General features: G+C 64.6%; 23 protein-coding genes, 1 tRNA gene and 1 pseudogene. 13 read left to right on the plus strand and 12 right to left on the minus strand.

Features of this window, described 5'->3' with window-relative positions; genetic code table 11:
• Window positions 1-8 precede the first annotated feature (8 nt).
• From EAG14_RS22700 to EAG14_RS07260, 7 genes are all read right to left on the minus strand, one after another.
• A complete protein-coding gene (locus EAG14_RS22700; protein WP_162995932.1) occupies window positions 9-302 on the minus strand; it encodes a helix-turn-helix domain-containing protein in 294 nt (97 codons plus the stop codon).
• Between the two features lie 294 nt (window positions 303-596).
• Window positions 597-672, minus strand: a tRNA-Thr gene (locus tag EAG14_RS07235).
• A 12-nt stretch (window positions 673-684) separates the two neighbouring features.
• A complete protein-coding gene (locus tag EAG14_RS07240) occupies window positions 685-1,692 on the minus strand; it encodes a class 1 fructose-bisphosphatase (RefSeq protein ID WP_099655972.1) in 1,008 nt (335 codons plus the stop codon).
• 15 nt (window positions 1,693-1,707) lie between these two features.
• A complete protein-coding gene (gene pepN / locus EAG14_RS07245; protein ID WP_121728472.1) occupies window positions 1,708-4,437 on the minus strand; it encodes an aminopeptidase N in 2,730 nt (909 codons plus the stop codon).
• A complete protein-coding gene (locus EAG14_RS07250; RefSeq protein ID WP_099741549.1) occupies window positions 4,421-5,098 on the minus strand; it encodes an HAD family phosphatase in 678 nt (225 codons plus the stop codon). The genes pepN and EAG14_RS07250 overlap by 17 nt, the downstream gene beginning before the upstream one ends.
• Before the next feature lie 121 nt (window positions 5,099-5,219).
• A protein-coding gene (prfB, locus tag EAG14_RS07255) for a peptide chain release factor 2 (protein ID WP_099655969.1) occupies window positions 5,220-6,324 on the minus strand; the annotation gives its coding sequence in 2 pieces (ribosomal slippage) (window positions 5,220-6,242 and window positions 6,244-6,324; 1,104 coding nt in all).
• 224 nt (window positions 6,325-6,548) lie between these two features.
• Window positions 6,549-7,457, minus strand: a complete 909-nt coding sequence (locus EAG14_RS07260) for an alpha/beta fold hydrolase (protein ID WP_121728473.1) — start codon at window positions 7,455-7,457, stop codon at window positions 6,549-6,551.
• Window positions 7,458-7,701: 244 nt separating this feature from the next.
• Between EAG14_RS07260 and EAG14_RS07265 the strand changes: the two genes are divergently transcribed.
• The 10 genes from EAG14_RS07265 to EAG14_RS07315 all read left to right on the plus strand — a co-directional run bounded on the left by EAG14_RS07265 (window position 7,702) and on the right by EAG14_RS07315 (window position 17,602).
• Window positions 7,702-8,730: an AraC family transcriptional regulator gene (locus EAG14_RS07265; RefSeq protein ID WP_205603505.1), complete on the plus strand. Its 1,029-nt coding sequence runs from the start codon at window positions 7,702-7,704 to the stop codon at window positions 8,728-8,730.
• Between the two features lie 201 nt (window positions 8,731-8,931).
• The gene (gene andAc, locus EAG14_RS07270) at window positions 8,932-10,221 is read left to right on the plus strand and encodes an anthranilate 1,2-dioxygenase large subunit AndAc (protein ID WP_240456962.1); all 1,290 of its coding nucleotides are present in this window, start codon (window positions 8,932-8,934) and stop codon (window positions 10,219-10,221) included.
• Window positions 10,222-10,233: 12 nt separating this feature from the next.
• On the plus strand, window positions 10,234-10,728 hold the full coding sequence (andAd, locus tag EAG14_RS07275) for an anthranilate 1,2-dioxygenase small subunit AndAd (RefSeq protein WP_121728474.1): 495 nt from the start codon (window positions 10,234-10,236) through the stop codon (window positions 10,726-10,728).
• Between the two features lie 14 nt (window positions 10,729-10,742).
• Window positions 10,743-11,111, plus strand: coding sequence for an anthranilate 1,2-dioxygenase ferredoxin subunit AndAb (gene andAb / locus EAG14_RS07280; RefSeq protein ID WP_240456963.1), 369 nt, complete (start codon window positions 10,743-10,745; stop codon window positions 11,109-11,111).
• Window positions 11,112-11,170: 59 nt separating this feature from the next.
• Entirely contained in the window at window positions 11,171-12,397 is a 1,227-nt protein-coding gene (locus EAG14_RS07285) for an ABC transporter substrate-binding protein (RefSeq protein ID WP_121728475.1), read from the plus strand.
• Window positions 12,398-12,597: 200 nt separating this feature from the next.
• Entirely contained in the window at window positions 12,598-13,518 is a 921-nt protein-coding gene (locus tag EAG14_RS07290; protein ID WP_121730354.1) for a branched-chain amino acid ABC transporter permease, read from the plus strand.
• Window positions 13,519-13,521: 3 nt separating this feature from the next.
• The gene (locus EAG14_RS07295; protein WP_240456964.1) at window positions 13,522-14,538 is read left to right on the plus strand and encodes a branched-chain amino acid ABC transporter permease; all 1,017 of its coding nucleotides are present in this window, start codon (window positions 13,522-13,524) and stop codon (window positions 14,536-14,538) included.
• Complete coding sequence (locus EAG14_RS07300; protein WP_121728477.1) at window positions 14,535-15,293, plus strand: ABC transporter ATP-binding protein; 759 nt, start codon at window positions 14,535-14,537, stop codon at window positions 15,291-15,293. The genes EAG14_RS07295 and EAG14_RS07300 overlap by 4 nt, the downstream gene beginning before the upstream one ends.
• On the plus strand, window positions 15,290-16,009 hold the full coding sequence (locus tag EAG14_RS07305) for an ABC transporter ATP-binding protein (RefSeq protein WP_121728478.1): 720 nt from the start codon (window positions 15,290-15,292) through the stop codon (window positions 16,007-16,009). Before EAG14_RS07300 ends, EAG14_RS07305 begins: the two co-directional genes overlap by 4 nt.
• Before the next feature lie 531 nt (window positions 16,010-16,540).
• Entirely contained in the window at window positions 16,541-17,602 is a 1,062-nt protein-coding gene (locus EAG14_RS07315; protein ID WP_121728479.1) for an aldo/keto reductase, read from the plus strand.
• Window positions 17,603-17,697: 95 nt separating this feature from the next.
• Here EAG14_RS07315 and EAG14_RS07320 read toward each other — a convergent pair whose 3' ends face one another.
• Window positions 17,698-19,119, minus strand: coding sequence for a M20 family metallopeptidase (locus tag EAG14_RS07320; protein WP_121728480.1), 1,422 nt, complete (start codon window positions 19,117-19,119; stop codon window positions 17,698-17,700).
• Window positions 19,120-19,125: 6 nt separating this feature from the next.
• The gene (locus EAG14_RS07325; protein ID WP_121728481.1) at window positions 19,126-20,130 is read right to left on the minus strand and encodes a tripartite tricarboxylate transporter substrate binding protein; all 1,005 of its coding nucleotides are present in this window, start codon (window positions 20,128-20,130) and stop codon (window positions 19,126-19,128) included.
• A gap of 177 nt (window positions 20,131-20,307) precedes the next feature.
• Between EAG14_RS07325 and EAG14_RS07330 the strand changes: the two genes are divergently transcribed.
• The 3 genes from EAG14_RS07330 (at window position 20,308) to plsY (ending at window position 22,586) form a co-directional block, all read left to right on the plus strand.
• Window positions 20,308-21,273, plus strand: a complete 966-nt coding sequence (locus EAG14_RS07330; protein ID WP_099658701.1) for a LysR family transcriptional regulator — start codon at window positions 20,308-20,310, stop codon at window positions 21,271-21,273.
• A 78-nt stretch (window positions 21,274-21,351) separates the two neighbouring features.
• Window positions 21,352-21,843, plus strand: coding sequence for a Cys-tRNA(Pro) deacylase (gene ybaK, locus EAG14_RS07335; RefSeq protein ID WP_099655958.1), 492 nt, complete (start codon window positions 21,352-21,354; stop codon window positions 21,841-21,843).
• 113 nt (window positions 21,844-21,956) lie between these two features.
• Window positions 21,957-22,586, plus strand: a complete 630-nt coding sequence (gene plsY / locus EAG14_RS07340; protein ID WP_099655957.1) for a glycerol-3-phosphate 1-O-acyltransferase PlsY — start codon at window positions 21,957-21,959, stop codon at window positions 22,584-22,586.
• Window positions 22,587-22,628: 42 nt separating this feature from the next.
• Here the strand turns inward: plsY and EAG14_RS07345 are convergent, their stop codons facing one another.
• From EAG14_RS07345 to EAG14_RS07355, 3 genes and pseudogenes are all read right to left on the minus strand, one after another.
• Entirely contained in the window at window positions 22,629-23,657 is a 1,029-nt protein-coding gene (locus EAG14_RS07345) for an HD-GYP domain-containing protein (RefSeq protein WP_099655956.1), read from the minus strand.
• 11 nt (window positions 23,658-23,668) lie between these two features.
• Window positions 23,669-24,315, minus strand: a pseudogene (locus tag EAG14_RS07350) (TIGR02281 family clan AA aspartic protease).
• A gap of 8 nt (window positions 24,316-24,323) precedes the next feature.
• The gene (locus EAG14_RS07355) at window positions 24,324-24,809 is read right to left on the minus strand and encodes a YajQ family cyclic di-GMP-binding protein (protein ID WP_099655954.1); all 486 of its coding nucleotides are present in this window, start codon (window positions 24,807-24,809) and stop codon (window positions 24,324-24,326) included.
• Window positions 24,810-24,852: the final 43 nt, after the last annotated feature.

The following is a 24,852-nucleotide window of genomic DNA, read 5'->3' on the forward strand; positions in this document are numbered from 1 at the left end:
TCTCCAGTTCAATTTCGACCTTGATAGGTGTCTATTGAACCGGGTGAAGTCCACACCGACTCCATAAACGCATCCTCTTGATCCGCTGGAATTAGCTGGTTTCGGCGCCCGCCCTTGGATGAGTCTTGAATGGCACTTGATGATTCACGTATGAAGCCCTGCCGTTCTTTGACGACCCAAGTCTCGGATCTTCCCAGCACACTGGCTGTTTCTGAGATGGACAATTCGTGAAGAATTGGAAGCATGACCGCCAGAGCCCGACGCAGTTCGATCGCCGACTGCGTTGTTTTGGCTGTGTCCATGGCTCGTTCGATGGCCTCGGGAGGCCCGCTAGGCTTTCTGCTCATGAAATACCTTGAACGTTGGATTTAGGCGCGTGTGGGACGAATTCACAGGAGCTGGAAGCGAAGTAGACCCACGCGTGGTCGCGCATGACAGTTCCGGTTTCCGCATGCGGTCGAGTCCTAGTCGCTTGCCCAAATCGACTGATTGGACGTTGTCCTAAACACCACCACGCACGTCTGTAAATAGTCTGTAAGCTGCAACAAAAGAAAAACCCCGCTATCTTTTGGATAGCAGGGTTTCCTTTACTGACTTGGTGCCGGAGAGATGAATCGAACACCCGACCTTCTCATTACGAATGAGCTGCTCTACCGACTGAGCTACACCGGCGTTAGCCTCAAATTATAGCGTCGAATGGTAGCTGGTGACCCGCTCCACTTCGTTCTTGGAGCCGAGGATGACGCTGACGCGTTCGTGCAGTTGCTGGGGCTGGATGTCCAGGATGCGGCCTTTGCCGTTGGTGGCGGCACCGCCGGCTTGCTCTACCAGCCAGCCCATGGGGTTGGCTTCGTACATCAGGCGCAGCTTGCCGGGCTTGTTGGGTTCGCGCTTGTCCCAGGGGTACATGAAGACGCCGCCACGGGTCAGGATGCGGTGCACGTCGGCCACCATCGATGCAATCCAGCGCATGTTGAAGTCCTTGCCGCGCGGGCCTTCCTTGCCTTGCAGGCATTCGTCGATGTAGCGCTTGACTGGCTCATCCCAGTGGCGCATGTTGCTCATGTTGATCGCGAATTCCTTGGTGTCCTCGGGGATGCGCACGTTCTCTTGCGTCAGCACGAAGGAGCCTTGCTCGCGGTCCAGGGTGAACATGGCCACGCCGTCGCCCACCGTGAGCACCAGCGTGGTTTGCGGGCCGTAGATGCAGTAGCCAGCGGCCACTTGGCGGTTGCCTGCCTGCAGGAAGTCGCCTTCCTCCACGCCACGGTCGTCATCGGGCTTCTTGAGCACGCTGAAGATGGTGCCAATGCTCACGTTCACATCGATGTTGCTGGAGCCGTCCAGGGGATCGAACAACAGCAGGTATTCGCCTTGCGGGTAGCGGTTGGGCACCAGGTAGATGCCGTCCATTTCTTCGGATGCCATGGCCGCCAGGTGGCCGCCCCATTCATTGGCTTCAATGAGCACTTCGTTGGCGATGATGTCCAGTTTCTTCTGGACCTCGCCCTGCACGTTTTCGCTCTCGGCACTGCCGAGCACGCCGCCCAGTGCGCCCTTGTTGACGGCTTGGCTGATGCCTTTGCAGGCGCGTGCCACCACTTCCAGCAGCAGGCGCAGTTGAGAGGGAATATGGCCGTCAACGCGCTGTTGTTCGACCAGGTAGCGGGTGAGGCTGATGGGTTTTGCCATGGGGAGACTCCTTGTTTATTCGGCCAGTGCGCGGTTGACGACTTCGCGCACGTCGTTGCTCAGGCCCTCGCGGGCGGCCACGCGGGCGATGGCTTCGCGGGCGGCGGTGCGCCAGGGCTCGGCCAGCTTTTTCCAGCGGTCCAGTGCGCGCGCCAGGCGGGCGGCCACTTGGGGGTTGATCGCGTCCAGCTCGATCACGCGGTCGCTCCAGAACACATAGCCACCCGCATCCAGGCGGTGGAAGGCGCCGGGGTTGGCGCTGCAGTAGCTGAAGATCACGCTGCGCGCGCGGTTGGGGTTCTTGAGACTGAAGTCGGGGTGCTGCATGAGCTGGCGCACGGCGGGCAGCACGTTGCCGCCCCGGTCGGGCGCGCCCGCCTGCAGGGCAAACCACTTGTCGATGACCAGCGGCTCGTTCTTGAACAGCGCATGAAAGCGCGCCAGGGCAGGGGCTGCCAGTTCGTGGCCGCTGGCCACCAGGGCCGTGAGGGCGTTGAAGCGGTCGGTCATGTTGCCCGCGTCCTTGAAGCGCTGGTAGGCCTTGCCGGGCCACACGGCATCGCCCGTGATCTGCGCTGAGATGCACAGCATGTGCAGGGCCATGCCGCTCAAGGCGCGGCGACCGCTGGAGACGCTGTCAGGCTGGTAGCCGCCGGTGTTCTGGTGCTGCTCCCAGGCGGCTTCCCAGTCGGCGCGCAGGGCCAGCGCCAGTTCGGTGCGCATGGCTTCGCGCACGGAGTGGATGCGCTGCGGGTCCACCACGTCCAGCTGCTCGGCGATGTAGGTCTCTGACGGCAGGGTGAGCACCAACTCCTTGAAGGCGGCATCCAAGCCGGGATGGCGCAGCACAGCACGCATGGCCTCGACGAAGGCCGTGCCCAGAATTTTGGGCTCTGAAGTGGCTGTAGCGCCCGCCAAATCAGCGCTAGAAGCTATGCTATTGATAGCGATTCGCAGTGCCAGGCGCTGGCCTGCTTCCCAGCGGTTAAAGGCATCGGTGTCGTGCGCCAGCAGGGTGAGCAGCTCGGCATCCGTGTAGTCGATGTCCAGCACCACCGGGGCGCTGAAATTGCGCAGCAGCGAGGGCACCGGGGCGCTGTCGAGGTTGGTGAAGGTGAAGGTTTGCGATGCCTCGGTTAGCACCAGCACTTGCGACAGGGCGCCAGTGACGGCCTCGCCCGTCAGCTGCAAGGGCAGGGGGGCGCCTGAGGTGCTCAGCAGGCCCAGCTCCACAGGAATGACGAACGGCTCCTTGGTCGGCTGGCCGGGCGTTGCGGGGCAGCTTTGTGACAAGGTGAGGGCGTAGCAGCGCGTGGCAGTGTCATACACCCCGGTCGCGCGCACGCGGGGCGTGCCCGCCTGGCTGTACCAGCGCTTGAACTGCGGCAGGTGCTGCGCCAGCGGGCTGGCGGGGTTGGCATCGGCTATTGATTGCACGAAGTCGTCGCAGGTCACGGCCTGGCCGTCGTGGCGCTCGAAGTACAGCTTCATGCCCTTGGCAAAACCGTCGCGGCCGACCAGGTTGTGCTGCATGCGCACGACTTCGGAGCCTTTTTCGTAGATGGTGACGGTGTAGAAGTTGTTGATCTCGACGTAGCTGTCGGGCCGCACCGGGTGGGCCATGGGGCCCGCGTCTTCGGGGAACTGGGCGGTGCGCAGCACGCGCACGTCTTCGATGCGCTTGACGGCGCGGGCCGAGGGGCTGCCCGCCAGGTCCATGCTGAACTCCTGGTCACGGAATACGGTGAGGCCTTCCTTCAGGCTCAGCTGGAACCAGTCGCGGCAGGTCACGCGGTTGCCCGTCCAGTTGTGGAAGTACTCGTGGCCCACAACGCTTTCGATGTTGGCGAAGTCGGTGTCGGTGGCGGTGGCCTCGCTGGCCAGAACGTACTTCGTGTTGAAGATGTTCAGGCCCTTGTTCTCCATGGCGCCCATGTTGAAGTCGCTGGTGGCGACGATCATGAAGCGCTCCAGGTCCAGCGGCAGGCCAAAGCGGGCTTCGTCCCAGGCGATGCTGGCCATCAGCGAATTCATGGCGTGCTCAGTCTTGCCCAGGTCGCCCGGGCGCACATACACCTGCAGCAGGTGGTCCGTGCCCGCGCGGGTGCGGATTTTTTGCTCGCGTGCCACCAGCTTGCCAGCCACCAGGGCGAACAGGTAGCAGGGCTTCTTGTGCGGGTCCACCCACTTGGCAAAGTGGCGGCCGTCTTCCAGGTCACCGCTGTCCACCAGGTTGCCGTTGGAGAGCAGCACGGGGTATTGCGTCTTGTCGGCGCGCAGCGTCACGGTGTAGCTGGCCATCACATCCGGGCGGTCCAGGAAGTAGGTGATGCGGCGGAAGCCCTCGGCCTCGCACTGCGTGAAGAACGACTCGTTGCTCACATACAGGCCCATGAGCTTGGTGTTCTTGGCGGGCGCGCAGGTGGTGAAGATCTCGATGGCGCAGGGCTCGCTGCCTTCGGGCAGGTTCTCCAGCACCAGCTGGCCACCGTCCATCTTGAACGAGGTGCCCTGGCCGTTGACGAGCACGCGCGCCAGGTTCAGGTCTTCGCCGTGCAGGCGCAGAGGTTGCGCGGCCACGTCGGGGTTGCGGCGCAGCACCATGCGGTTGAGCACGCGGGTCTTGGCAGGGTCCAGGTCGAACGTGAGCTCGACGCTGTCGATCCAGTAGGCGGGGGCGGTGTAGTTCTCGCGGTGGATGGCTACAGGCACGGCCTGTCCGTCTTCTTTAGACAGTTGCAACATGGATGCTCTCCAAAAAGTCGGTGTTCATGAGTTCGGTGTAATCGCGCACGGCGGCCAGCACATGGGGCCCCGCCAGTTGCGCGGGGCTGTGCGTGCTGCACACCGCCACGGCGCGCATGCCAGCGCGGCGGGCGGCTTCAATGCCAAAAGGGGCGTCTTCAAAAACGATGCAGTGCTCTGGCGCCACGGCCAGCCTGCGGGCGGCTTCCAGAAAAATCGAGGGCTCCGGCTTGCCAGGCAGGCCTTCATCGCCCCGCACCACCGCCAGGGGCTGCGGCTGCATCTGCAGGCGCGACATGGCGAACTCCACGTTGTGGATGTCGCCTGCCGTGCCCACGGCCACTTTCAGGCCGCGGCCCGCCACCTGCTGGGCAAATTGGCGAAAGCCCGCCACCTCGGCAAATTGCGGGCCAAAAAGGGCGCGGTAGATGTCTTCTTTTTCGCGGGTCAGCGCGTCGGCCTCGTCCTGAGACACCTCGCGGCCCAGCAGCTCGCGGATGCATTCGGTGCCGTTGCGCCCGGTGGTGCGCGCCATGAGGTCGGGCACATCCAGGGCCATGTCGCGGCGGCGGGCAAACTCCACCCAGGCCTTGGCGTGCCAGGGCATGGAGTCGATCATGGTGCCGTCCATGTCGAAGATGATGGCTTGGGTGGGTGTCATGCCGCCTTTCGGGTGCGGGTTGGGTGCAAGGTGTGGGGTTCAGTGGCAGGTCAGCGGCCAGAGGGCGCGGCGCCCACCGCACGCAGGCGGTGGGCAGGGGTGGCGCCGTGCGCTGCGCCCATCACACCCCTTGCTTGAGCGAGGCTTCGATGAACGCGTCCAGGTCGCCGTCCAGCACCTTTTGCGTGGCCGAGATTTCGACGTTGGTGCGCAGGTCCTTGATGCGGCTGTTGTCCAGCACATAGCTGCGAATCTGGTGTCCCCAGCCCACGTCGGTCTTGGTGTCTTCCAGCTTCTGCTGCTCTTCCATGCGCTTGCGCATTTCAAAGTCATACAGGCGGCTGCGCAGGCGCTGCCAGGCCACATCACGGTTGCTGTGCTGGCTACGGCCGTCCTGGCACTGCACCACGATGCCGGTGGGGATGTGCGTCAGGCGCACTGCCGAGTCGGTCTTGTTGATGTGCTGCCCGCCCGCGCCCGATGCGCGGAAGGTGTCGGTGCGCACGTCGGCCGGGTTGATGTTGATCTCGATGGAGTCATCGATTTCGGGGTACACGAACAGCGACGCGAACGAGGTGTGGCGGCCGCCTGAGCTGTCGAACGGGCTCTTGCGCACCAGGCGGTGCACGCCGGTTTCGGTGCGCAGCAGGCCGAAGGCGTACTCGCCCTCGATCTTGATCGTGGCGCTCTTGATACCGGCCACGTCGCCCGGGGTTTCGTCTTCGACGGTGGCCTTGAAGCCCTTGCGCTCGGCGTACTTGAGGTACTGGCGCAGCAGCATGCTGGCCCAGTCGCAGGCCTCGGTACCACCGGCGCCCGCTTGGATGTCGACGAAGCAGTTGAGCGGATCGGCCTCGTTGCTGAACATGCGGCGGAACTCCAGCTCTTCCACGGCCGTGCGCATCGTGGCGACTTCGGCCTCGATGGTCAGCAGGCCGGCTTCATCGCCTTCTTCCTTGCTCATCTCGTACAGCTCGGCGTTGTCGGCCAAGTCGCGGGTGAGCTTTTCCAGAGTGACGACCACGCTGGAGAGCGATTTTTGTTCCTTGCCCAACTCCTGGGCCTTCTTCGGGTCGTTCCAGACCGAAGGGTCTTCCAGCGAGGCGTTTACCGTGCGCAGGCGTTCAAATTTGGCATCGAAGTCAAAGATACCTCCGTAACTCTTGCGTGCGCAGAGCCAGGTCTTCGAGGGTGGTGCCGATGAGGTTGGTGCGTTCTGCGTCCATGGTTCTTGTCCTGCGTGTTCTGTGGAATAACCCGCGATTTTCTCATGGGAAGTGAATCCGCCCCGCCAATGTCCCCAGGAGGGCTTTGCGCCTGCACAGCCGGGGCAGGCGGCTGCCAGATGTTTCGGATGCCTTTTCAAAAATGATAGCTGCTAGCGCTTTATGCATAAGCGCTAGAGGCTATTTTGATGCATGGTGACTTTGCTGGTGGTTTAACTGGTGGTTCAGGCGGCGTCCAGAAACTGCTCCATGAGCTGTGCCACTTGCTGCGGCTGGTCGTGGTGCAGCATGTGCCCGGCGTCCTGCACGACGGCGGTGCGCGCGTCGCGCACATGGGTCAGGCGCTGGTGGTATTCGGCCAGGCTGTATTTGCCTTTCCACCACTGGCCCAGGCTGTCGTCGCTGGCCTCCACAGCCAGCACGGGGGCGGTGATGTGCTGGTAGAGGGCCAGCGCCTCGTCCAGGCGGTACAGCTGGGCGCTGGAGATCTTGTGGGCCGGGTCGCCCAGGATGGCCCACTGGCCCTGGGCATTGGGCCGTGCCCAGTGGCCCGCCAGCCATTGGGCCTTGTCTTCGGACAGGCGCGGGTTGGTTTTCATCAGGCGGCTGGCCACGCCGTCCTGGCTGTCGTAGCTTTTCAGGGCCACATCGCCCTGGTGCAGTTGCTTGATCTCGTCGATCCATTGCCCGTAGCGCCGGGGTGCTTGTTCGGGCCGCGTGGCGGGCATGCCAAAGCCTTCCAGGTTGACGAGACGGCGAATGCGCTGCGGCCGCACACCCGCATACATCATGGCCACGTTGCCACCCATGCTGTGACCCACCAGGTCCACGGCTTCGCCGGGGGCGTAATGGTCTAGCAGCAGGTCCAGGTCGGCCAGGTAGTCGGCAAACACATAGTGGTCTACCGGCGCGCCGGTGGTCAGGCCAAAGCCGCGCCAGTCGGGCGCGATGATGCGGCGCTCGCGCTGCAGCGCGTCCACCGTGAACTGGTACGACGCGCTCACGTCCATCCACCCGTGCAGCAGCACCAGCGTGGGCAGCGGACTGGTGTCGGGCCCCCAGTGGCGGACGTGGTAGTTCAGGTGGCGCAGGGCCAGTGTGCTGCTGCGCGAGGGTTTCAGGGCTTGGTACATCGGTGCTGGGGCGATCGCGGAAAAAGTGGGGAAGGCTGGGCGGCCAGGGTGTGGCGGGATGTTACGTCGGGCACCCCGGTCTCGCAGGCGCTGGGCTGTCGCGCAGGTGGCTGGTGCAGGACATCCATAGGTGGACTTTCCCTCCAGCGCAATGGCATTGGGTATGGAAATTGCTGTTTTGACGCAAATCAAAGCGGTGCCCCCTGAGTGCACTGCGCCCACCCCCGCGAAAAGGCCTTGTCGCATGCTGCTTCAGCCCGCCCTGTCTCTGGACCTGTCCGCCCTGCAGCGGCGGCCGGTGTTCACGTCGTGCGCGCGGGTGGATTCGCATGACCTGGTCGCCCGCGAGTTCTCAGACCATGGTCTGAAGTGGTGCAGCGGGGCGGTGGACACCGCGCTGTCCAAGGTCCGCATCCGCCAGTTGCAGGTGTTCCTGCTGCAATACGGTGCGGAGGTCGAGATCCGCCCGCGCCCATTCGATGACTTCGTGCTGGTGCACCTGTCGCTCTCGGGCGTGGCCGAGATGGTGTCCGACGGGGTGCCCATTCGCCTGCCCGCCGGTGCCGCCGCGTTGATTGCGCCCCGGCGCAACCTGCACATGCGCTGGCAGCAGGGTGCGCGCCAGCTCATCCTGAAGGTGCCTTGCCCACTGCTGCGGGCCTGGGCGCCCGAGTCGCTGGTCAACGACACGCGCTTTGTGCACCCGCTGGTGCCCTTATCGGCCGTGCAGGGGCAGCAGTGGCACTTTCTCATGCAGTCGCTGCTGCACGTCAGCCAGCAGCCGGTAGAAAGCACCGCGCATGCCCGCTGGGTGGACCACATGGAGAGCAATGTGGCGCTGTTCCTGGCATCGTGCGCCCAGGCCCTGCCTGTGCCTAAGCCGGGTCGTGAGCAGGGCTGTGGCGAGCCCGCAGTACCGCAGACGGGGCTGCCAGCCGGCCACGGCAGCCTGAGCGATGCAGGGCGGCTGGACCGGCTGGACGCCTACCTGCACAGCCGCCTGAGTGCGCCCGTGGCGCTGGAAGACCTGGCCCGTGCGGCCGGGGTGAGTGTGCGGGGCCTGAACCAGCTGTGCCAGCGCCACCACGGCACATCGCCCATGGCGCTGCTGCGCAACCGGCGCCTGGATGCCGTGCGTGCGCGGCTGTTGCAGCAGCCCAGCCCGTGCGTGACCGATGCAGCGCTGGAGTTTGGCTTTGGCCACCTGGGGCGCTTTTCCAGCTACTACCGCGAGCGCTTTGGCGAGCTGCCCAGCCAGACGGCGGGCGGGTAGCTGCCTCTGTCTCACCTTTGCTCTATTGGTTCTTCCGCTTGGTTCTGCGCAGGGGTGGGGCTGCCGCATGCGCAGGTGATTGGCTCCCCTCCACAGATTTGCCAGAAGCGGACAGACCCAGCGCCTTGCGTGCCGATAGTGGATAGCGCCCAGGCGCCGCGATTTCTAGCATGAAGGCATCCCCATCGAAGAGGTTTGCCCATGTCCGACATCCCCGTGGTCCCTGTGATTCCCATTGCGCCACCCGCATCGCTCAAGGCGCAGCGGCTGGTGCATTTCCCGCAGCCCGACGGCTCCAGCGTGCCCTACAGCGTCTTCAGTTCGCAAGAGGTGTTCGACCGCGAGCAAGAGCGCATCTTTCGCGGCCCGGTGTGGAGCTTTCTGGGCCTGGAGGCCGAGATCCCCAACGTGGGCGACTTCAAGTCCACCTTCATCGGCGATACGCCCGTGGTGGTCACCCGCACCCCCGAGGGCCTGGCCTGCTGGGTCAACCGCTGCGCGCACCGGGGGGCCATGGTGTGCCGTGAAAAGCGCGGCAACGCCGCCAGCCACACCTGCGTGTACCACCAGTGGAGCTTTGCGGCCAATGGCGACTTGCAGGGTGTGCCGTTTCGCCGGGGCCAAAAGGGCATGGTCGGCATGCCCAAAGACTTCAAGCCCGAAGAGCACAACCTGCACAAGCTGCGCGTGGACAGCTACAAGGGCCTGCTGTTTGCCACCTTCAGCGACCAAACCCCGCCGCTGCCCGACTACCTGGGCGAGCAGATGCGCCCCTGGATCGACCGCATCTTCCACAAGCCCATCGTCTACCTGGGCTGCACGCGGCAATACTCCAAGTCGAACTGGAAGCTGTACTTCGAGAACGTGAAGGACCCCTACCACGCGAGCCTGCTGCACCTGTTCCACACCACGTTCAACATCTTTCGCGTGGGCATGAAGGCGCGCTCCATTCCCGATGCCACGCACGGCCTGCACAGCATCATCACCGTGACCAAGCCCGAGGTGGACACCGACACGGCGGCGGCCTACAGCGCGCAGAACATCCGCTCGATGGACGAAGGCTTTGCGCTCGAAGAACCGGCCCTGCTGGGGCAGATCAAAGAGTTTGAAGAGATGACCACTAACCACATCCAGCCCATCTTTCCGCAGCTGGTGGTGCAGCAGATCCACAACACGCTGGTGGCCCGCCAGTTGCTGGCCAAAGGGCCCAGCAACTTTGAGCTGGTGTTCCATTTCTTCGGCTACGAAGACGACACGCCCGAGCTGCGCGAACTGCGCCTGTTGCAGGCCAACCTGGTGGGGCCTGCGGGCTACATCTCGATGGAAGACACCGAGGCCACCGAACTGGTGCAGCGCGGCACCGCGCGCGATGGCGACAAGCACTCCTACATCGCCATGGCGCGCGAGGCCCCCGAGCAGCAAGACACCGTGATCACCGAAAACCTGATCCGCCGCTTTTGGGTGGGCTACCAAAAGCTCATGGGCTATTGAGGAAACACCGCCATGAACCAACATCAACAACCACAACAACGACTGCCGCTGTGGACCGAGCTGCTGGAGCTGCAGCACCGCTACGTGCACGCGCTGGACAACAACCGGATCGAAGACTGGCCCGGCTTCTTTGTCGAAGACTGCCGCTACGAAATCATCCCCAAAGAGAACTTCGACGCAGGCCTGCCCGCGCCCATTGTGTATTGCCGCAACGCCGGCATGCTGCGCGACCGCGTGCTCTCGCTGCGCAACGCCAACATCTTTGAAGACCATGTGTACCGCCACGCCACCTCGGGCCTGGTCATCACGGCGGTGGAGGAGGGCGTGGTGCACACCCAGTCCAGCTACATCGTCGTCATCACCGGCCAGGCGGGCGATTCGAGCGTGTACCAGGCGGGCACTTACCTGGACGAGGTGGTGCAGCACGAGGGCGAGTGGCGCTACCGCAGCAAGCGCGTCATCTACGACACCTTGCGCGTTCCCACCCTGTTGGCCACCCCTATTTGATGACGAGTCGATCCATGCACACAGAATCCGAAACCCTGAGCCCTTTGACCCTGCTGGCCCAAGCCGCCGCCGCTGCCCAAAGCTGGCACGACGTGGGCGAGCCCGATGACTTTCCGGACGGCGCCGTCTGGCCCGTGGTAGCGGGCGGTCTGCCGGTGGCCGTGTTCCGGCAGGGAGAAGGGCTGTACGCCCTGCACGACCTGTGCACCCACGGCGCGGCCAAATTGTCCGATGGCTGGGTCGAAGACGGCTGCGTGGAATGCCCCTTGCATCAGGGCACCTTTGACATCCGCACGGGTGCCCCTTGCAAGGCCCCTGTCACCGAAGCGGTGCGTACTTTCCCGGTGCGCGTGGTGGCGGGCAGGGTCGAAGTAGGGCTGTAGCATTCGCGGTTGCCAACTGCGTATCGCTTTTTTTCAAATTCAACTCCACAGGACAGACGATGGCCCCCACATTTCGCCCTTTCTCCGGACCTGCCCTGCGCCGCGCTGCGCAACTGACCCTGCTGGCGGCGCTGGCCACCAGCGCTTGCTTGTCGGCCCAGGCCCAGGGAACGGCCGCCGCGCCCATCAAGGTCGGGATTGCGCTGGATGTGTCAGGCCCCTTTGCTGGCCCCGGTGCCGAGGCGCGCGATGGGTTTGCGCTGGCCATCAAGCAGCTGGGCAGCAAGCTGGGCGGGCAGCCCGCACAGTTCATCCAGACCGACATGGCGGGCAGCCCTGACCAGGCGAAGCAGCTGGTGGATCGCTACGTGCAGCGCGAAAAAATCGACCTGTTCACCGGCCCCATTGCGAGCAACGTGGCCCTGGCCGTGGCCCCCACCTTGTTTGCGGCCAAGGTGCCTTACCTGTCGAGCAATGCAGGCCCGAGCCAACTGGCGGGTGCGCAGTGCAACGCCTACTTCTTTGGCACGGCTTACCAGAACGACCAGTTCCACGAGGCCGCAGGCCAGTTTGCCGCCGACCAGAAGTTTGGCCGCATGGTGCTGATCGCCCCCAACTACCCAGCGGGCAAGGATTCGCTGACTGGCTTTAAGCGCAAGTTCAAGGGCCAGGTGGCCGACGAGATCTTCACCAAGGTGGGGCAGATCGACTACGCCACCGAACTGGCCCAGCTGCGCGCCGCCAAGCCCGATGCGGTGTACTTCTTCCTGCCCGGTGCCATGGGCATCAACTTCATCAAGCAGTTTGTGGGGGCGGGCCTGTCCAAGGACATCACGCTGGTCACCAGCGGCTTCTCGGCCGACGAAGACGTGATCACCGCCGTGGGCGAGCCCATGCTGGGCCTGTTCAACACCACCCACTGGGCACACGACCTGGACAACGCCGCCAACAAGGCCTTCGTGGCGGCTTTCCGCAAGGAATACGCGGGCCGCACGCCCTCGCTGTACGCCGCGCAGGCGTTTGACGCCATTATGGCCATGGACGCTGCCGTCAAGGCCGCAGGTGGTAAGGCCAGCGACAAGGACGCCTTGATCAAGGCCCTGGCCAAGGCGCAGTACCCCTCGGTGCGTGGCAATTTCCGCTACGCCAACAACCACTACCCCGTGCAGAACTTCTACCTGCGCACCGTGGGCAAGAACGCCGAAGGCCGCATCACCAACAAGACCATCCGTACCGTGCTGGAGAACTACGGCGATGCCTACTCGGCCCAGTGCGGTTTGAAGTGACATCCCCCTGAGGCACTTTGCGCCTTCCCCCTTCCCGAATGGCTGTGCCATTCGGGAAGGGGGACGCTGCCAGCGCAGCGGGGCGGCCCTTGCGCGGCGGCCCTGGCATGGGCCGCGCTATTTCAAAGGACTGAGGATATGCAGACGCTTTCGAAAACTGACGCGATGTGGAAACGATGCCCGTGGGGCTGTTCGAAGCCATGAACTGGATCCTCGTCATCGAGCAATTGCTCAACGGCGCGGGCTACGGGCTCATGCTGTTTTTGATTGCGGCGGGGCTCACGCTGGTCTTCGGGATCATGGACGTGATGAACCTCTCGCACGGCTCGCTGTTTATGGTGGGTGCCTATGTGGCGGCAACGGTGCATGTGCACAGCGGCTCGTTTGCCGGGGCGGTAGCGGTGGCCGTGGCGGCCACCATGCTGGTGGCGGTGCTGCTGGAGGTGACGCTGATGCGCCGCCTGTACGGGCGCGACCACCTGGCCCAGGTGCTGGCCACGTTTGGCGTGATTTTGGTGGCCGACGATGCGGTGAAGATGGTGTGGGGCCCCTCGCCCGTGATGGCGCCCACGCCCGCTGCGCTCTCTGGCCCGGTGGATCTGTTCGCCGGGCTGCCATATCCCTCGTACCGCCTGGTGGTGCTGGGTGCGGGTGTGCTAGTGGCGGGGCTGCTGTACCTGCTGGTCAACCACAGCCGCGTGGGCATGCTGGTGCGCGCGGGTGCTTCAGACCGCTGGATGGCCGAGCTGATGGGCGTGCGCGTCAAGCGCGTGTTCAGCGGCATTTTTGTGCTGGGCGCTGCGCTGGCGGCGCTGGCGGGCGCGCTCATGGGGCCCATCATGGCGGTGCAGGTGGGCATGGGTGAATCCATCCTTATCCCGGCGCTGGTGGTCATTGTCATTGGGGGCATTGGCTCGGTGCGCGGCGCCTTTGTGGCCGCGCTGCTGGTGGGGCTGGTGGACACCATGGGCCGCGCCTTTGTGCCGCAGCTGTTGCGTGCCACCTTGCCCCCCGCGCTGGCGGCAGACCTGGGCCCGCTGTTTGCCGAGGTGGCCATGTATGCCCTGATGGCTGCCGTGCTGGCCTTTCGCCCTGCGGGGCTTTTCTCTGCAAGGGCCTGAACCATGTCGGACGTACCGATGAACTCTGCTGCCGTAGCGGCCCCGGGCGCAGCCGCACCGCGATGGCTGGGGGTGGCATTGCCGCTGGCCCTGTTGATAGCGCTGGCCGTGTTTCCGCCCATCGCATCTGCCATGGGGCTGGACTTCTACATCGGCTTTGTGCGCCGCGTGCTGGTGGTGGCGCTGGCCGCCGCGAGCCTGAACTTCATCATGGGCTTTGGCGGCATGGTGGCACTGGGCCATGCGGGGTTCATGGGCGTGGGGGCCTATGCAGTGGTGGTGCTCAGCGATGCCGGGGTGGGCTCGGCCTGGGGGATGTGGGCGGCGGCCATGGGGGTTGCCGCGCTGGCGGCCCTGTTGATTGGTGCGGTATCACTGCGCACCAAGGGCGTTTACTTCATCATGATCACGCTGGCTTTTGCGCAAATGCTGTACTACGTGTTCGTGTCGCTGCGCAGCTACGGCGGTGACGATGGCTACACGCTGATGGCGCGGCCCGCGCTGGGCGGGGGGCTGAACAGCGCCGATGAGTCCACGCTGTACTGGGTGGTGCTGGCGCTGGTGGCTGCGGTGCTGTGGTGGATGGACCGGGCCACCAAGTCGCGCTTTGGCGTGGCGCTGGCGGGCATCCGCGACAACGAGACCCGCATGCGGGCGCTGGGCTACCCGGTGTACGCATTGCAGCTCACCGCCTTTGTGCTGGCCGGGGCCATTGCGGGCCTGGCCGGGGCGCTGCTGGCCATGGGCAATGGCTTTGTGAGCCCATCGATGATGCACTGGACACAATCGGCCACGCTGATCGTGATGGTGGTCATCGGCGGCCTGGGCCGCCGCTGGGGCGGGCCGCTGGGCGCTGCGGTGTGGCTGGTGCTGGAGGAGGTGCTCAAGCTCAACACCCACTACTGGCACATGCCGCTGGGCCTGCTGCTGATTGCCACGGCGTTGTATGCGCCCCAGGGGCTGGCGGCATGGGGTGGGCTGCGCGGCCTGCGCCAACTGCGCGAGGGGAGCAAGCCATGAGCTTGTTTCAAGTGCAGGGCCTGGTCAAGCGCTTTGGCGGCCTGCTGGCCACCGACCATGTGAGCCTGTCGGTGCAGTACGGCGAAATCCATGCGCTCATTGGCCCCAACGGCGCGGGCAAGACCACGCTGGTCAACCAGATCTCGGGCCTGCTCACGCCGGACGAGGGCCGGGTGGTGCTGGGCGGTGTGGACATTACGGCACTGCCCATGCACCGGCGCGTGGCGCATGGGCTGTCGCGCTGCTTTCAGGTCACGCGCATCTTTCCAAAGCAGAGCGTGCGTGACAACCTGCTGCTGGCGGTGCAGGCGCACAGCGGCTCCAGCTTTCGGTTTTGGCAGCCACGCACCCAGGCGCGAGGCCTGTACGCCCAGGCTGAGCAACTGGCCGAGCGTGTGGGGCTGCAGCACAGCTTGAATGCCACCGCCGGTGCGCTGCCCCACGGTGCGCAGCGCACGCTGGATGTGGCGCTGGCCCTGGCCTCTGCGCCCAAATTGCTGCTGCTGGACGAGCCCATGGCGGGCATGGGGCCGGACGAGTCGCAGCAGATGGTGCAGCTGATCGAGACCCTGCGCGAGGGCATGGCCGTGCTGCTGATCGAGCACGACATGGAGGCCGTGTTCCGCCTGGCCGACCGCATCTCGGTGCTGGTGTATGGCCGGGTGCTGACGGCAGGCACGCCCGACGAGATTCGCAACCACCCCGAAGTGCAGGCCGTGTACCTGGGCTCCGAAACGCTGGAGACCGCTGCATGAGCACCCCCGAGCCCTTGTTGAACTGCCAGGCCGTGGAGGCGGGCTACGGCGCCAGCCAGGTGCTGTTTGGTGTAGACCTGCAGATTGCGGCGGGCGAGGTGGTATCGCTGCTGGGCCGCAACGGCATGGGCAAAAGCACCACCATCAAGACCCTGGTGGGGGCGCTGCGCCCCACGGCAGGCCAGGTGCGCTTTGCGGGCCAGGCCACCACCCGCATGCCCACCGACGCCATTGCCCGCCTGGGCCTGGCCATCGTGCCCGAGGGGCGCCATGTGTTCCCCAACCTCAGTGTGCGCGAGCACTTGGTGGCGTTTGCCGACAACCGCAACGGCCTGCGCGATGCGTGGGACATCGAGCGCATCTACGGCGTGTTTCCACGCCTCAAAGAGCGGCAGCACCACCTGGGCAGCCAGTTGTCGGGCGGCGAGCAGCAGATGCTGGCCATTGGCCGGGCGCTGTCGACCAACCCGCGCCTCTTGATCCTGGACGAAGCCACCGAAGGCCTGGCCCCGGTGATCCGCGAGGAAATCTGGCGCTGCTTGGGCACGCTCAAGGCGGCGGGGCAGACCATTTTGGTGGTGGACAAGTACGTGCACCGCCTCATGGGTCTGGCCGATCGCCATGTGATCCTGGAGCGCGGGCGTGTGGTGTGGCAGGGCGACTCTGATGCCCTGAACGCAGACCGCAGCCTGTGGGCCCGTTACCTCACGGTGTAGTGACGCGACCGCAAGGCCAACGTGCGTGCCAGGCCTAAGAACCTGTTCAAAGTCTTTTTGGAGATTGCATTGGAGAGCAATCGGGATGAGTGGATGCTTCGGATGCGCCGCATGGGCTCGTGCCCATGCAAGCAGCCGGTGCGTCCAATCGCCCGATTTCACTCCAACCCGTAGGGCAAGTGGCTTGCCGGGCGGTCTGCGGCGTTGCAACGCTTGCCAATAGCACGGGCTATTGGCTGCGCGCTGCGCCTAGCAGCCCATCCCGGCAAGACACTTGTGCAACTCCAAAAAGACTTTGAACAGGTTCTAAGGTTGCGTTGCCCACACAGCGGCCATGTCGAGGGCCTGTTGTGGGGTATTTGCTATTTATTTGGTAGCTGCTTGCGCTTGATTGATAAGCGCTAGAGCCTGTTTTTATTGAAATGCCAGGTGCGCCGTGTCAAACCCACGCACCGCGCCCCGGCGCATAAGCTGATGCCAGCAGCAAATATGGCCACACCGTAAACTGGCAGGCTTGCCAACGGAGACCCCATGAAAGCCATTCAGCTCGGACACAGCGATCTTCAAGTCACCCCCATCTGCCTGGGCACCATGACCTTTGGTGAACAGGTCAGCGAAGCCGATTCCCACGCCATCCTTAGCCACTCGCTGGCACGGGGCGTCAACTTCATCGACACGGCCGAGATGTACTCGGTGCCTGCCAAGGCCGAGACCTTTGGGGCCACCGAAACCATCATCGGCAACTGGTTTGCCAAAAACCCCGGAGCCCGCCAAAAGCTGGTGCTGGCCACCAAGGTGGCGGGCCCCTCGCGCGGCATGCCCTGGGTGCGCGAGGGCAAGGGCATGACGCCCGCTGACATCGTGGCGTCGTGCGAGGCCAGCCTGCGTCGCCTGCAGACCGATGTGATTGACCTCTACCAGATCCACTGGCCCGAGCGCCACGTGCCCGCCTTTGGCACGGTGTACTACGACCCTACCAAGGAAACCTCGCAAACGCCCATCCACGAGCAGCTGGAGACGCTGGCCAAGCTGGTGAAGGCGGGTAAGGTGCGGTACATCGGCCTGTCGAACGAGACCCCCTATGGTGTGCACGAATTTGTGCGCCTGGCCGAGCAGCACGGTCTGCCGCGCGTGGCCACGGTGCAGAACCCGTACTGCCTCATCAACCGCACCTGGGAAAACGCACTCGACGAAACCTGCCATCGGCTGAACGTGTCGCTGCTGGCCTACTCGCCCCTGGGCTTTGGGCTGCTGACGGGCAAGTACGACGAGAGCGGCATTACCGGCCCCAACGCCCCCCAAGGCGCGCGCATTGCCAGCTACGAGTCGGTGCGCAAACAGCGCTGGGGCCGCCCCGAGGCGCTGGCCGCCGCCCGCCGCTACAACCAGCTCGCGCGCGACAACGCCCTCACGCCCACGCAGCTGGCGCTGGCGTTTTGCTACACCAAGTGGCAGGTGGCCAGCACCATCATCGGCGTGACGTCGGTGGCGCAGCTGGACGAAGACCTGAACGCCTGGGGCACCACGCTGTCGCCCGAGGTGCTGCAGGCCATTGATGCCATTCGCTGGGAAGTGCGCGACCCTGCACTGTGAAGCCCCCTGAGTCGCTTCGCGCCATCCCCCAGGGGGACGCCCCCAGCGCGGCGGGGCGGCCCTTGCTCGGGGGCACTGGCCGGGCCGTGCTACTTTCAGGCGCTGGTGGTTGTGTTCAGCGCGCCTTCTTTCCACGGCACGCCTGCGGGCTCGCCCAGGTCCCAGAACAGCCCGGCCATCACGGCCAGTCCTTCGCGGGCGACGGAGCCCAGCAAATGCTCGTTGGGTGCATGCTGCGCGCAGGCGGGGTAGGAGTGGGGAATCCACAGCGTGGGCAGGCCCAGCTGGTCGGCAAAGATGTCGTTGGGCAGTGAGCCTGCCAGGTTGGGCAGCAGTGTGGCGCTTTGGCCTGCGCTGCGTTCCATGCTGGCCAGGGTCCAGTCCACCCAGGGGTTGTCCAGGTCCAGCCGCGTGGCGCCGCACACCATGCCCATGGTGATTTCGACCTCCCCGAAACCGTGGGCGTCCAGGTGCTGGCGCAGCGTGGCCTGCACGTTCTTCCAGTCGGTGCCCACCACAAAGCGCAGCTGGCAGTGCGCCACGGCTTGCGAAGGGATGGCGTTGATGGGCCGCTGCGCATTGCCCGAACCCAGGGCCAACACCTCCAGCGTGTTCCAGCCTACCAGTTGCTCGGCGGGCGTCAGGCCCGGCTCGCCCCAGCCAGGGGTGAGGGTGGGGTCGTCCGCGCCTGTGCCAATGGCCACGTCCTTGAGTGCGGCGCGCAGCTTGTCGGGCACGCCAGCAGGCAGCAGGCCGGGCACCAGAATGCGCCCGTGCGCATCGACCATGCTGGCCAGCGCATGGCTGAGCACGGTGGCCGGGTTGGCCAGCACGCCGCCCCAGTTGCCTGAGTGGTAGGCCTTGTCACGGCTGCGCACGGTCAGCGAGAAATTGAGGGCCCCGCGCGAGCCCAGGAACAGGGTGGGCCGCTCCACATTGATGCGTGGGCCATCGCTGGCCACGAACAGGTCGGCGTGCAGGGCTTCGCGGTGGTCTGCGCAAAAGCGGGCCAGGCCGGGCGAGCCTGCTTCTTCGCCCATCTCCAGCAGCACGGTGATGTTGTAGCCCAGTTGGCCGTCCCGGGCTTGCAGGGCGTGCGCCAGGGCCGTCAGCACCACGGTGTGCTGGCCCTTGTTGTCGGCGGTGCCTCGGCCGTACCAGCGGTCGCCCTCTTGCGTCAGCGCCCAGGGCGAGAGGCCTTCGCGCCACCCGCTTTCCTGGCCGTTGACCACGTCGCCGTGGCCGTAGGTGAGCACGGTGGGCAGAGCAGGGTCTTCCACCCGGCGGGCCAACAGCAGGGGGCCGCCCTTGGGGTCTGGGTTGTCGATCACCTGGCAGTCAAAGTCCAGGGCGTGCAGGCTGGGCACCATCTCTTCGGTCAGGTAGGTGTGCAGCTCAGGCGGCACGGTGCCCGTGTCGCTTTCGGTGCGCCAGGCCACGCGGCGGGCCAGGTCGGTGGCAAAGGCGCCACCGTCAAAGTGCTGCTGCACGCTGCGGATCAGTTGTTCTCTGCTCATGGGGGTTTACTCCACTGCGATTTGTGCGCGGTGCGCCAGGGCGCGGTAACGGCCAATTTCGGCCTCCATGGCGGCGGCCATGGGCTTGGGGCCGATGAACACGGGTTCCATGCCCTGGTTGCGCACCTGCTCTTGCAGGCCTGTGTCGCGCATGCTGGCGTCCACTTCTTTTTGCAGCTTGGCCAGGATGGCGGCCGGGGTGCGTGCCGGGGCCGCAATGGCGTACCAGCCGTCAAAGGCAGCATCGGGCATCTTCAGCTCTTGCACGGTGGGCACAGTTGGCAGCGCCCGCGAGCGGTCATTGCCCGCAATCGCCAGGGCGCGCAGCTTGCCCGATCGCACATGCGGCGCAGCGCTGGCCACGGTGTCGATGGCGAGCTGAATCTCGCCGCCAATCAGGCCCATCATGGCCTGGGCACTGCCACGGTAGGGCACGTCTTGCAGGCGCACGCCAGCGGCTTGCTCCAGCAGGGCACCCACCAGGTGCGGCGCAGAGCCCGAGCCAAACGTGGCGTAGTTGATGGTTTTGGGCGCCGCCTTGGCCGCTGCCAGCAGCGAGGCAAGGTCTTTGTGGGGCGAGCTGGCATTGACCACGATCACCAGCGGCGCCTTGGCCACGATGGCGACGGGGGCCAGGTCTTTGAGCGGGTCGTACGGCAGTTTGGGCCGCAGGGCGGCGTTGACGGTGTAGCTGGTGGAGCCAGACACCAGCAGGGTGTAGCCGTCGGGTTCGGCCTTGACCACGCTTTCGGTGCCGATGATGGTGGAGGCACCGGGTTTGTTGTCTACCACCACGGGGCTGCCCAGGCGGGTGGCCAGCTTTTGCGCCAGGGCCCGAGCCACGGCATCGGTGCCGCCGCCGGGCGGAAACGGCACCACCAGGCGGATGGGGCGTTGCGGCCAGGCCGTGGAGGCACTGGCTGCACTGTTGGGCTGCTGCGCGCTGCTGGCCATAGCGGCCAGGGCGCCACAGGTGGCGAGCAAAAGGGTGAGTGAGGCGCGGCGTTTCATGGAATGGCTCCTGGGGTGGTGGCGAGGAAGGCGCAGCCCTCTAGGCTATATGGCAATTGGAGCCTTGAAACACGCAAGATGGGCGCCTGCTATTCGTTCTGATTCATAGAGAATAGGCAAAAAAGTGTTGCCTTTATTGCAACGCAATATGGCGCCGATTTTGGGCAAAGGATGGTCATGCAGTTCTCACTCTTCAGTTTGCCTTTGCGGTATTTCTTTGAGGTGGCGCGCACGGGCTCGGTCAACCAGGCGGCGCAGCGCTTGCATGTGGCAGCGTCGGCGGTGAGTCGCCAGTTGGCCAAGCTCGAAGACTCGGTGGGTGTGCCGCTGTTCGAGCGCCAGCCCCGTGGCATGGCCCTGACGGCCGCAGGTGCGCGGCTGCTGGCGCATGTCAATGCGCAAGAGGCGCAATCCCACGGGTTGGTGCAGCAGTTGCAGGATTTGGCCACCCAGCAGGCGCAGCAGGTGCGCGTGGCGTGTACCGAGGGCTTCGCGGTGGGGTTCTTGCCCCGCGTGATGTCGGCTTTCCGGGCGCAGCACCCCTCGGTGCAGATGCAGCTGCAGGTGGTGGTGCCGCAGGACGCCTCGGCCTTGCTGCTGCGGGGGGAGGTGGACCTGGCCCTCAAGTACAGCCTGGCGCCCGACAAAGGGCTGCAGGTGCTGCACTCGGCCGTGGCCCCGGTGTATGCCGTGGTGGTGCCGGGCCACCCGCTGGCCCGTCAGCGCAGCGTGCGCGTGGCCGATGTGGTGGCCTACCCGCTGCTCATGGGCGGTGCCAGCATCACCGGGCGACAGTTGTTTGATTTGAGTTGCACCGTGCAGGGATTGCGCTATGCGCCCGCCGTCGAGAGCAATTTCTCGTCGGCTTTGCTACCCCTGCTGGAGGGGCTGGACGTGGTGCTGGCGGGCTACCTGACAGCCGCCCATTGGGTGGAAGACGGGCGCCTGGTGGCCGTGCCGTTTGAGGAGGCCCAGTTGCAGCAGCGCCGCCTGCAGGTGCTGGCACCCGAGGGACGTGAGCCGTCGGCCTTGGTACGGGCGTTCACCGAGACTTTGGTGGCCGCCATTGGCGAATATGGAACGCGCAAGGTGGGGCGCCGTAAGAAGGCCGCAGTGGCCAAGGCCACAGCGAAGGCGGGGTGAGCCGGGACGCGCCCCTGTGCGGGGCGCCGTGCAGGGTCAGCAGGGTGGTTACCATTGGGCGTTACCTTGCGTTGCACTATGGCCAAGAGAGATCACGTTTCAGAAACCCCGGCGACCCAACTGCTCAAAGCCAACAAAGTGGCTTTTACCGAGCACCCTTATGAATACCTGGAGCACGGAGGTGCCCAGCACAGCGCGGCTGTGCTCGGGCTCGATCCGTTCACGGTGGTCAAGACCTTGATCATGCAGGACCAGGATGCGAAGCCGCTGGTGGTTTTGATGCACGGCAACCGCAAGGTGTCCACCAAGAATCTGGCACGCCAGATCGGAGCCAAGTCGGTGGAGCCCTGTGCCCCTGAGGTGGCCAATCGCCACAGTGGTTATCTGGTGGGCGGCACGTCACCTTTTGGGACGCGGCGCACCATGCCGGTTTACATCGAAGAGACGATCCTCGGCTTGCCCCGCATTGCCATCAACGGCGGGCGCCGGGGCTTTCTGGTCCAGATCGACCCGCAGGTGTGCGTGCAATTGCTGTCTGCCAAGACGGTGCAGTGCGCGCTGGCAGAATAGCCAGCCGCTTTTACCAGCCGTTTTTTGCCCACCGTTTTTGTAGCCGCTGTATTGCGTTGCTTTTGCGCCCCTGCGGAGTTTGCCCGCATGGAGCGTCTACCCAAGGAGTTGTTTTGACCGCCGCGTACCCTTTGTTTGCCACCCTGGCTGCCTATTTGCTGGGCTCATTGTCTTTTGCCGTGATCGTGACCCGCGTGATGGGGTTGAGCGACCCGCGCACCTACGGCAGCAAAAACCCGGGTGCCACCAACGTGCTGCGCTCTGGCAGCAAGGTGGCCGCCATCGTGACCCTGCTGCTTGATGCTGTGAAGGGCTGGGTGCCCGTGGTGCTGGTGCGCTGGTTTGGCAAGCCCTATGGGCTGGAAGACGGCACGATCGCGCTGGTGGGCCTGGCCGCGTTTCTCGGTCATCTGTGGCCGGTGTTTTTCCGCTTTCAGGGTGGCAAGGGGGTGGCTACGGCGCTGGGGGTGTTGGTGGGCATCAGTGGCTGGCTGGGCTTGGCTACGGCGCTGACTTGGCTGCTGGTGGCGGTGGCCTTCCGCTATTCGTCCCTGGCCTCGTTGGTGGCGGCCATCCTGGCCCCCGTGCTGTACCTGTTGCTGGATGGCGTGGTCTGGTATGCAGAGCAAAGCATTACTGTGGCTATTGCTGCCATGGCTTTGCTGTTGGTGTGGCGGCACCGTGAGAACGTCTTGCGCCTGCTGGCTGGTAAAGAGTCGAAACTGGGCAAATCCAAGAAATGAGCCTTACCCACCCCGTCTCGGGTGGGCATGCATGCCTGGGGCTCACTGCAATCCGAGTGTGGCGGGTGTGGTGACCAGGTGGTGGATACCGGTGTGGTGCTGGGCTGCATAGAGGCCCAGCCGCACCATGGTCTGGTGGTGCAGGTCGACGGTCACGGCGGAGCGCGCCAGCGCTGACTGAATACGAGGCTTGCCCAGTGCGGTGGAGTGCAAGATGGGCTGGGGTTTGTGATGGCCTGCACGGTCTAGCAGGCTGGCGACCAGCGGGTGGTTGGCCTTGTCGCTGCGGCGCAGAACAATGGCCGTGTCGCCGTTGTCGAGCCGGACAAAAGTGCCTGGTGGGCACAGGCCGATGGCACGCACCAGGACGTAACTCACTTCATCGTGCTGTTCAACCTCCTGGCCCACAATGGCCCGGACGGAGTCGGTGGCACTGCGGCCAGCGCGTGATTTGCGGGGGCTGATCATGGCCGCGTAGCGGTCAATCGTCCCGAGGATGCGGGTCAGACGGTCTTGCGGCGCCTGGGTGGCCAGCGGCACCCGATCGGCAATCGGCGCATGGTGCTGCCCCACCACATCCAGCCACAAGGGATCGTTGATGAAGACGCGCTCCAGCAGGGCCTGGCTGTCCAGGGGGTGGCTCTGGATGGCTTCTTTTTGCGGTGGCGTTGGCTTTTCGCGTTGCTCGGCCAGCTCGTCCTGCAAGACTGTCATGCCGATGTTCATGGTGAGTGCCGCGCGCACGAGGCTGTCGCGCTCGTTGGCAGGCAGCTTCAGCTCGCGGGCCATGATGTCGCACAGCGTGGCGCACACCAGCGCGTGCGAGGCGCTGTAGCCTGCGGTGGAGGTGGCCGCCAGTTGAAACATGAGGTACAGCGCTGCGTCGTTGTCGTGCGCCACCAAGTCCTGCAGCCACAAATCCAGCTGCCGGATCTTTGCTGAAAAGTCCTGCACCAGCAGGGGTTTGGACAGCAGTAGCGAGAGCGCTGACTCCAGGTCGGACCAGAGGCTGAGCAGGTCTTCGTATTCACCATCGTGGTGTGGTTTGCCTGAGGGCAGGGGGGCCGACATGGTGATGAGGCTCAGTTGCGCTTTTCCAGCACCATTTGATCGTTGGTGCGGGTCATCTGAAACTGGCCCAGGAAGCTGTTGCCCAACAACACATAAGGCATGGGTTGGGGGTGACCACGGCGTCAATGCCAAACACTTCTACATCGCCAATGCGTACCGAATCGAGTCGGATACGCCAGCCCTGCGCGACCCCATTGGCGGTGCTCAAGCGCATGGGTTGGCCTTGCAGGTATTTCAATCCCATGCGGTCAGCGTCTGTCTTGCCAATGGCAACCGACGATGCCCCCGTGTCCACCACATACTGCATGTGCTGGCCGTTGATCTGGCCAGTGTTGATGAAATGGCCCCGGCTGTCTGCGGCCAGCACAACACGCTTGCCGGCGGAGGCACTGCCCACGCTCACCGGTGCCTCGCCCAGGCGCAGTGAGCGCCGAGTGCCATCGATCTCCACCACGGCCTCTTCTTTGCCAACGGACAGCACTTTGACGCCTTGGTGGCTCTCACCCGTGCCTACACCGCGTGGCGCGCCACCATTGACCACCAGCAAGGCCTTGCCACCCAAAATGCCTGCCAGGGCGACCGCCGATTGGGCAGACGCCAGCGTGGGGCTCAGAAGAGCGAGCGCCAGGGAGAAGGCCAGTGCCGGTGTGTATTTCATCTGCGGTGTCAGTCGCGGAAATTGTCGAAAGACAGCGGGACGTCTGTGACGTCTTTGCGAATGAGTGCCATGGCTGCTTGCAGGTCATCGCGCTTGGCGCCTGAGACACGGACTTTGTCTTCCTGAATGGCGCCTTGCACCTTGAGCTTGCTGTCCTTGAGCAGTTTCTGGATCTTCTTGGCCAGTTCGCTCTCGATGCCGTTGCGCACCTTGATGACTTGCTTGACCTTGTCTCCGCCCATTTTTTGCACGTCGCCCTTGTCGAGGAAACGGACATCCACGCTGCGTTTGGTCAGCTTGTTGCGAAGAACGTCTTCGATCTGCGTGAGCTGAAATTCAGCGTCGCCAATCATGGTGATCTCTTTGTCCTTGATCTCAATGCTGGCGGAGGTCCCTTTGAAGTCAAAGCGTGTGGAGATCTCCTTGACGGTGTTTTCCACCGCATTTTTGACTTCTACGAGGTTGGCTTCACAAACGGTATCAAAGGAGGGCATAGCGGCTTTCACTGGCTTGGCAAAACAAAAGGGGCAGTCGCGC

It is taken from the genome of Acidovorax sp. 1608163 (assembly GCF_003669015.1).
Lineage (GTDB): Bacteria > Pseudomonadota > Gammaproteobacteria > Burkholderiales > Burkholderiaceae_C > Acidovorax.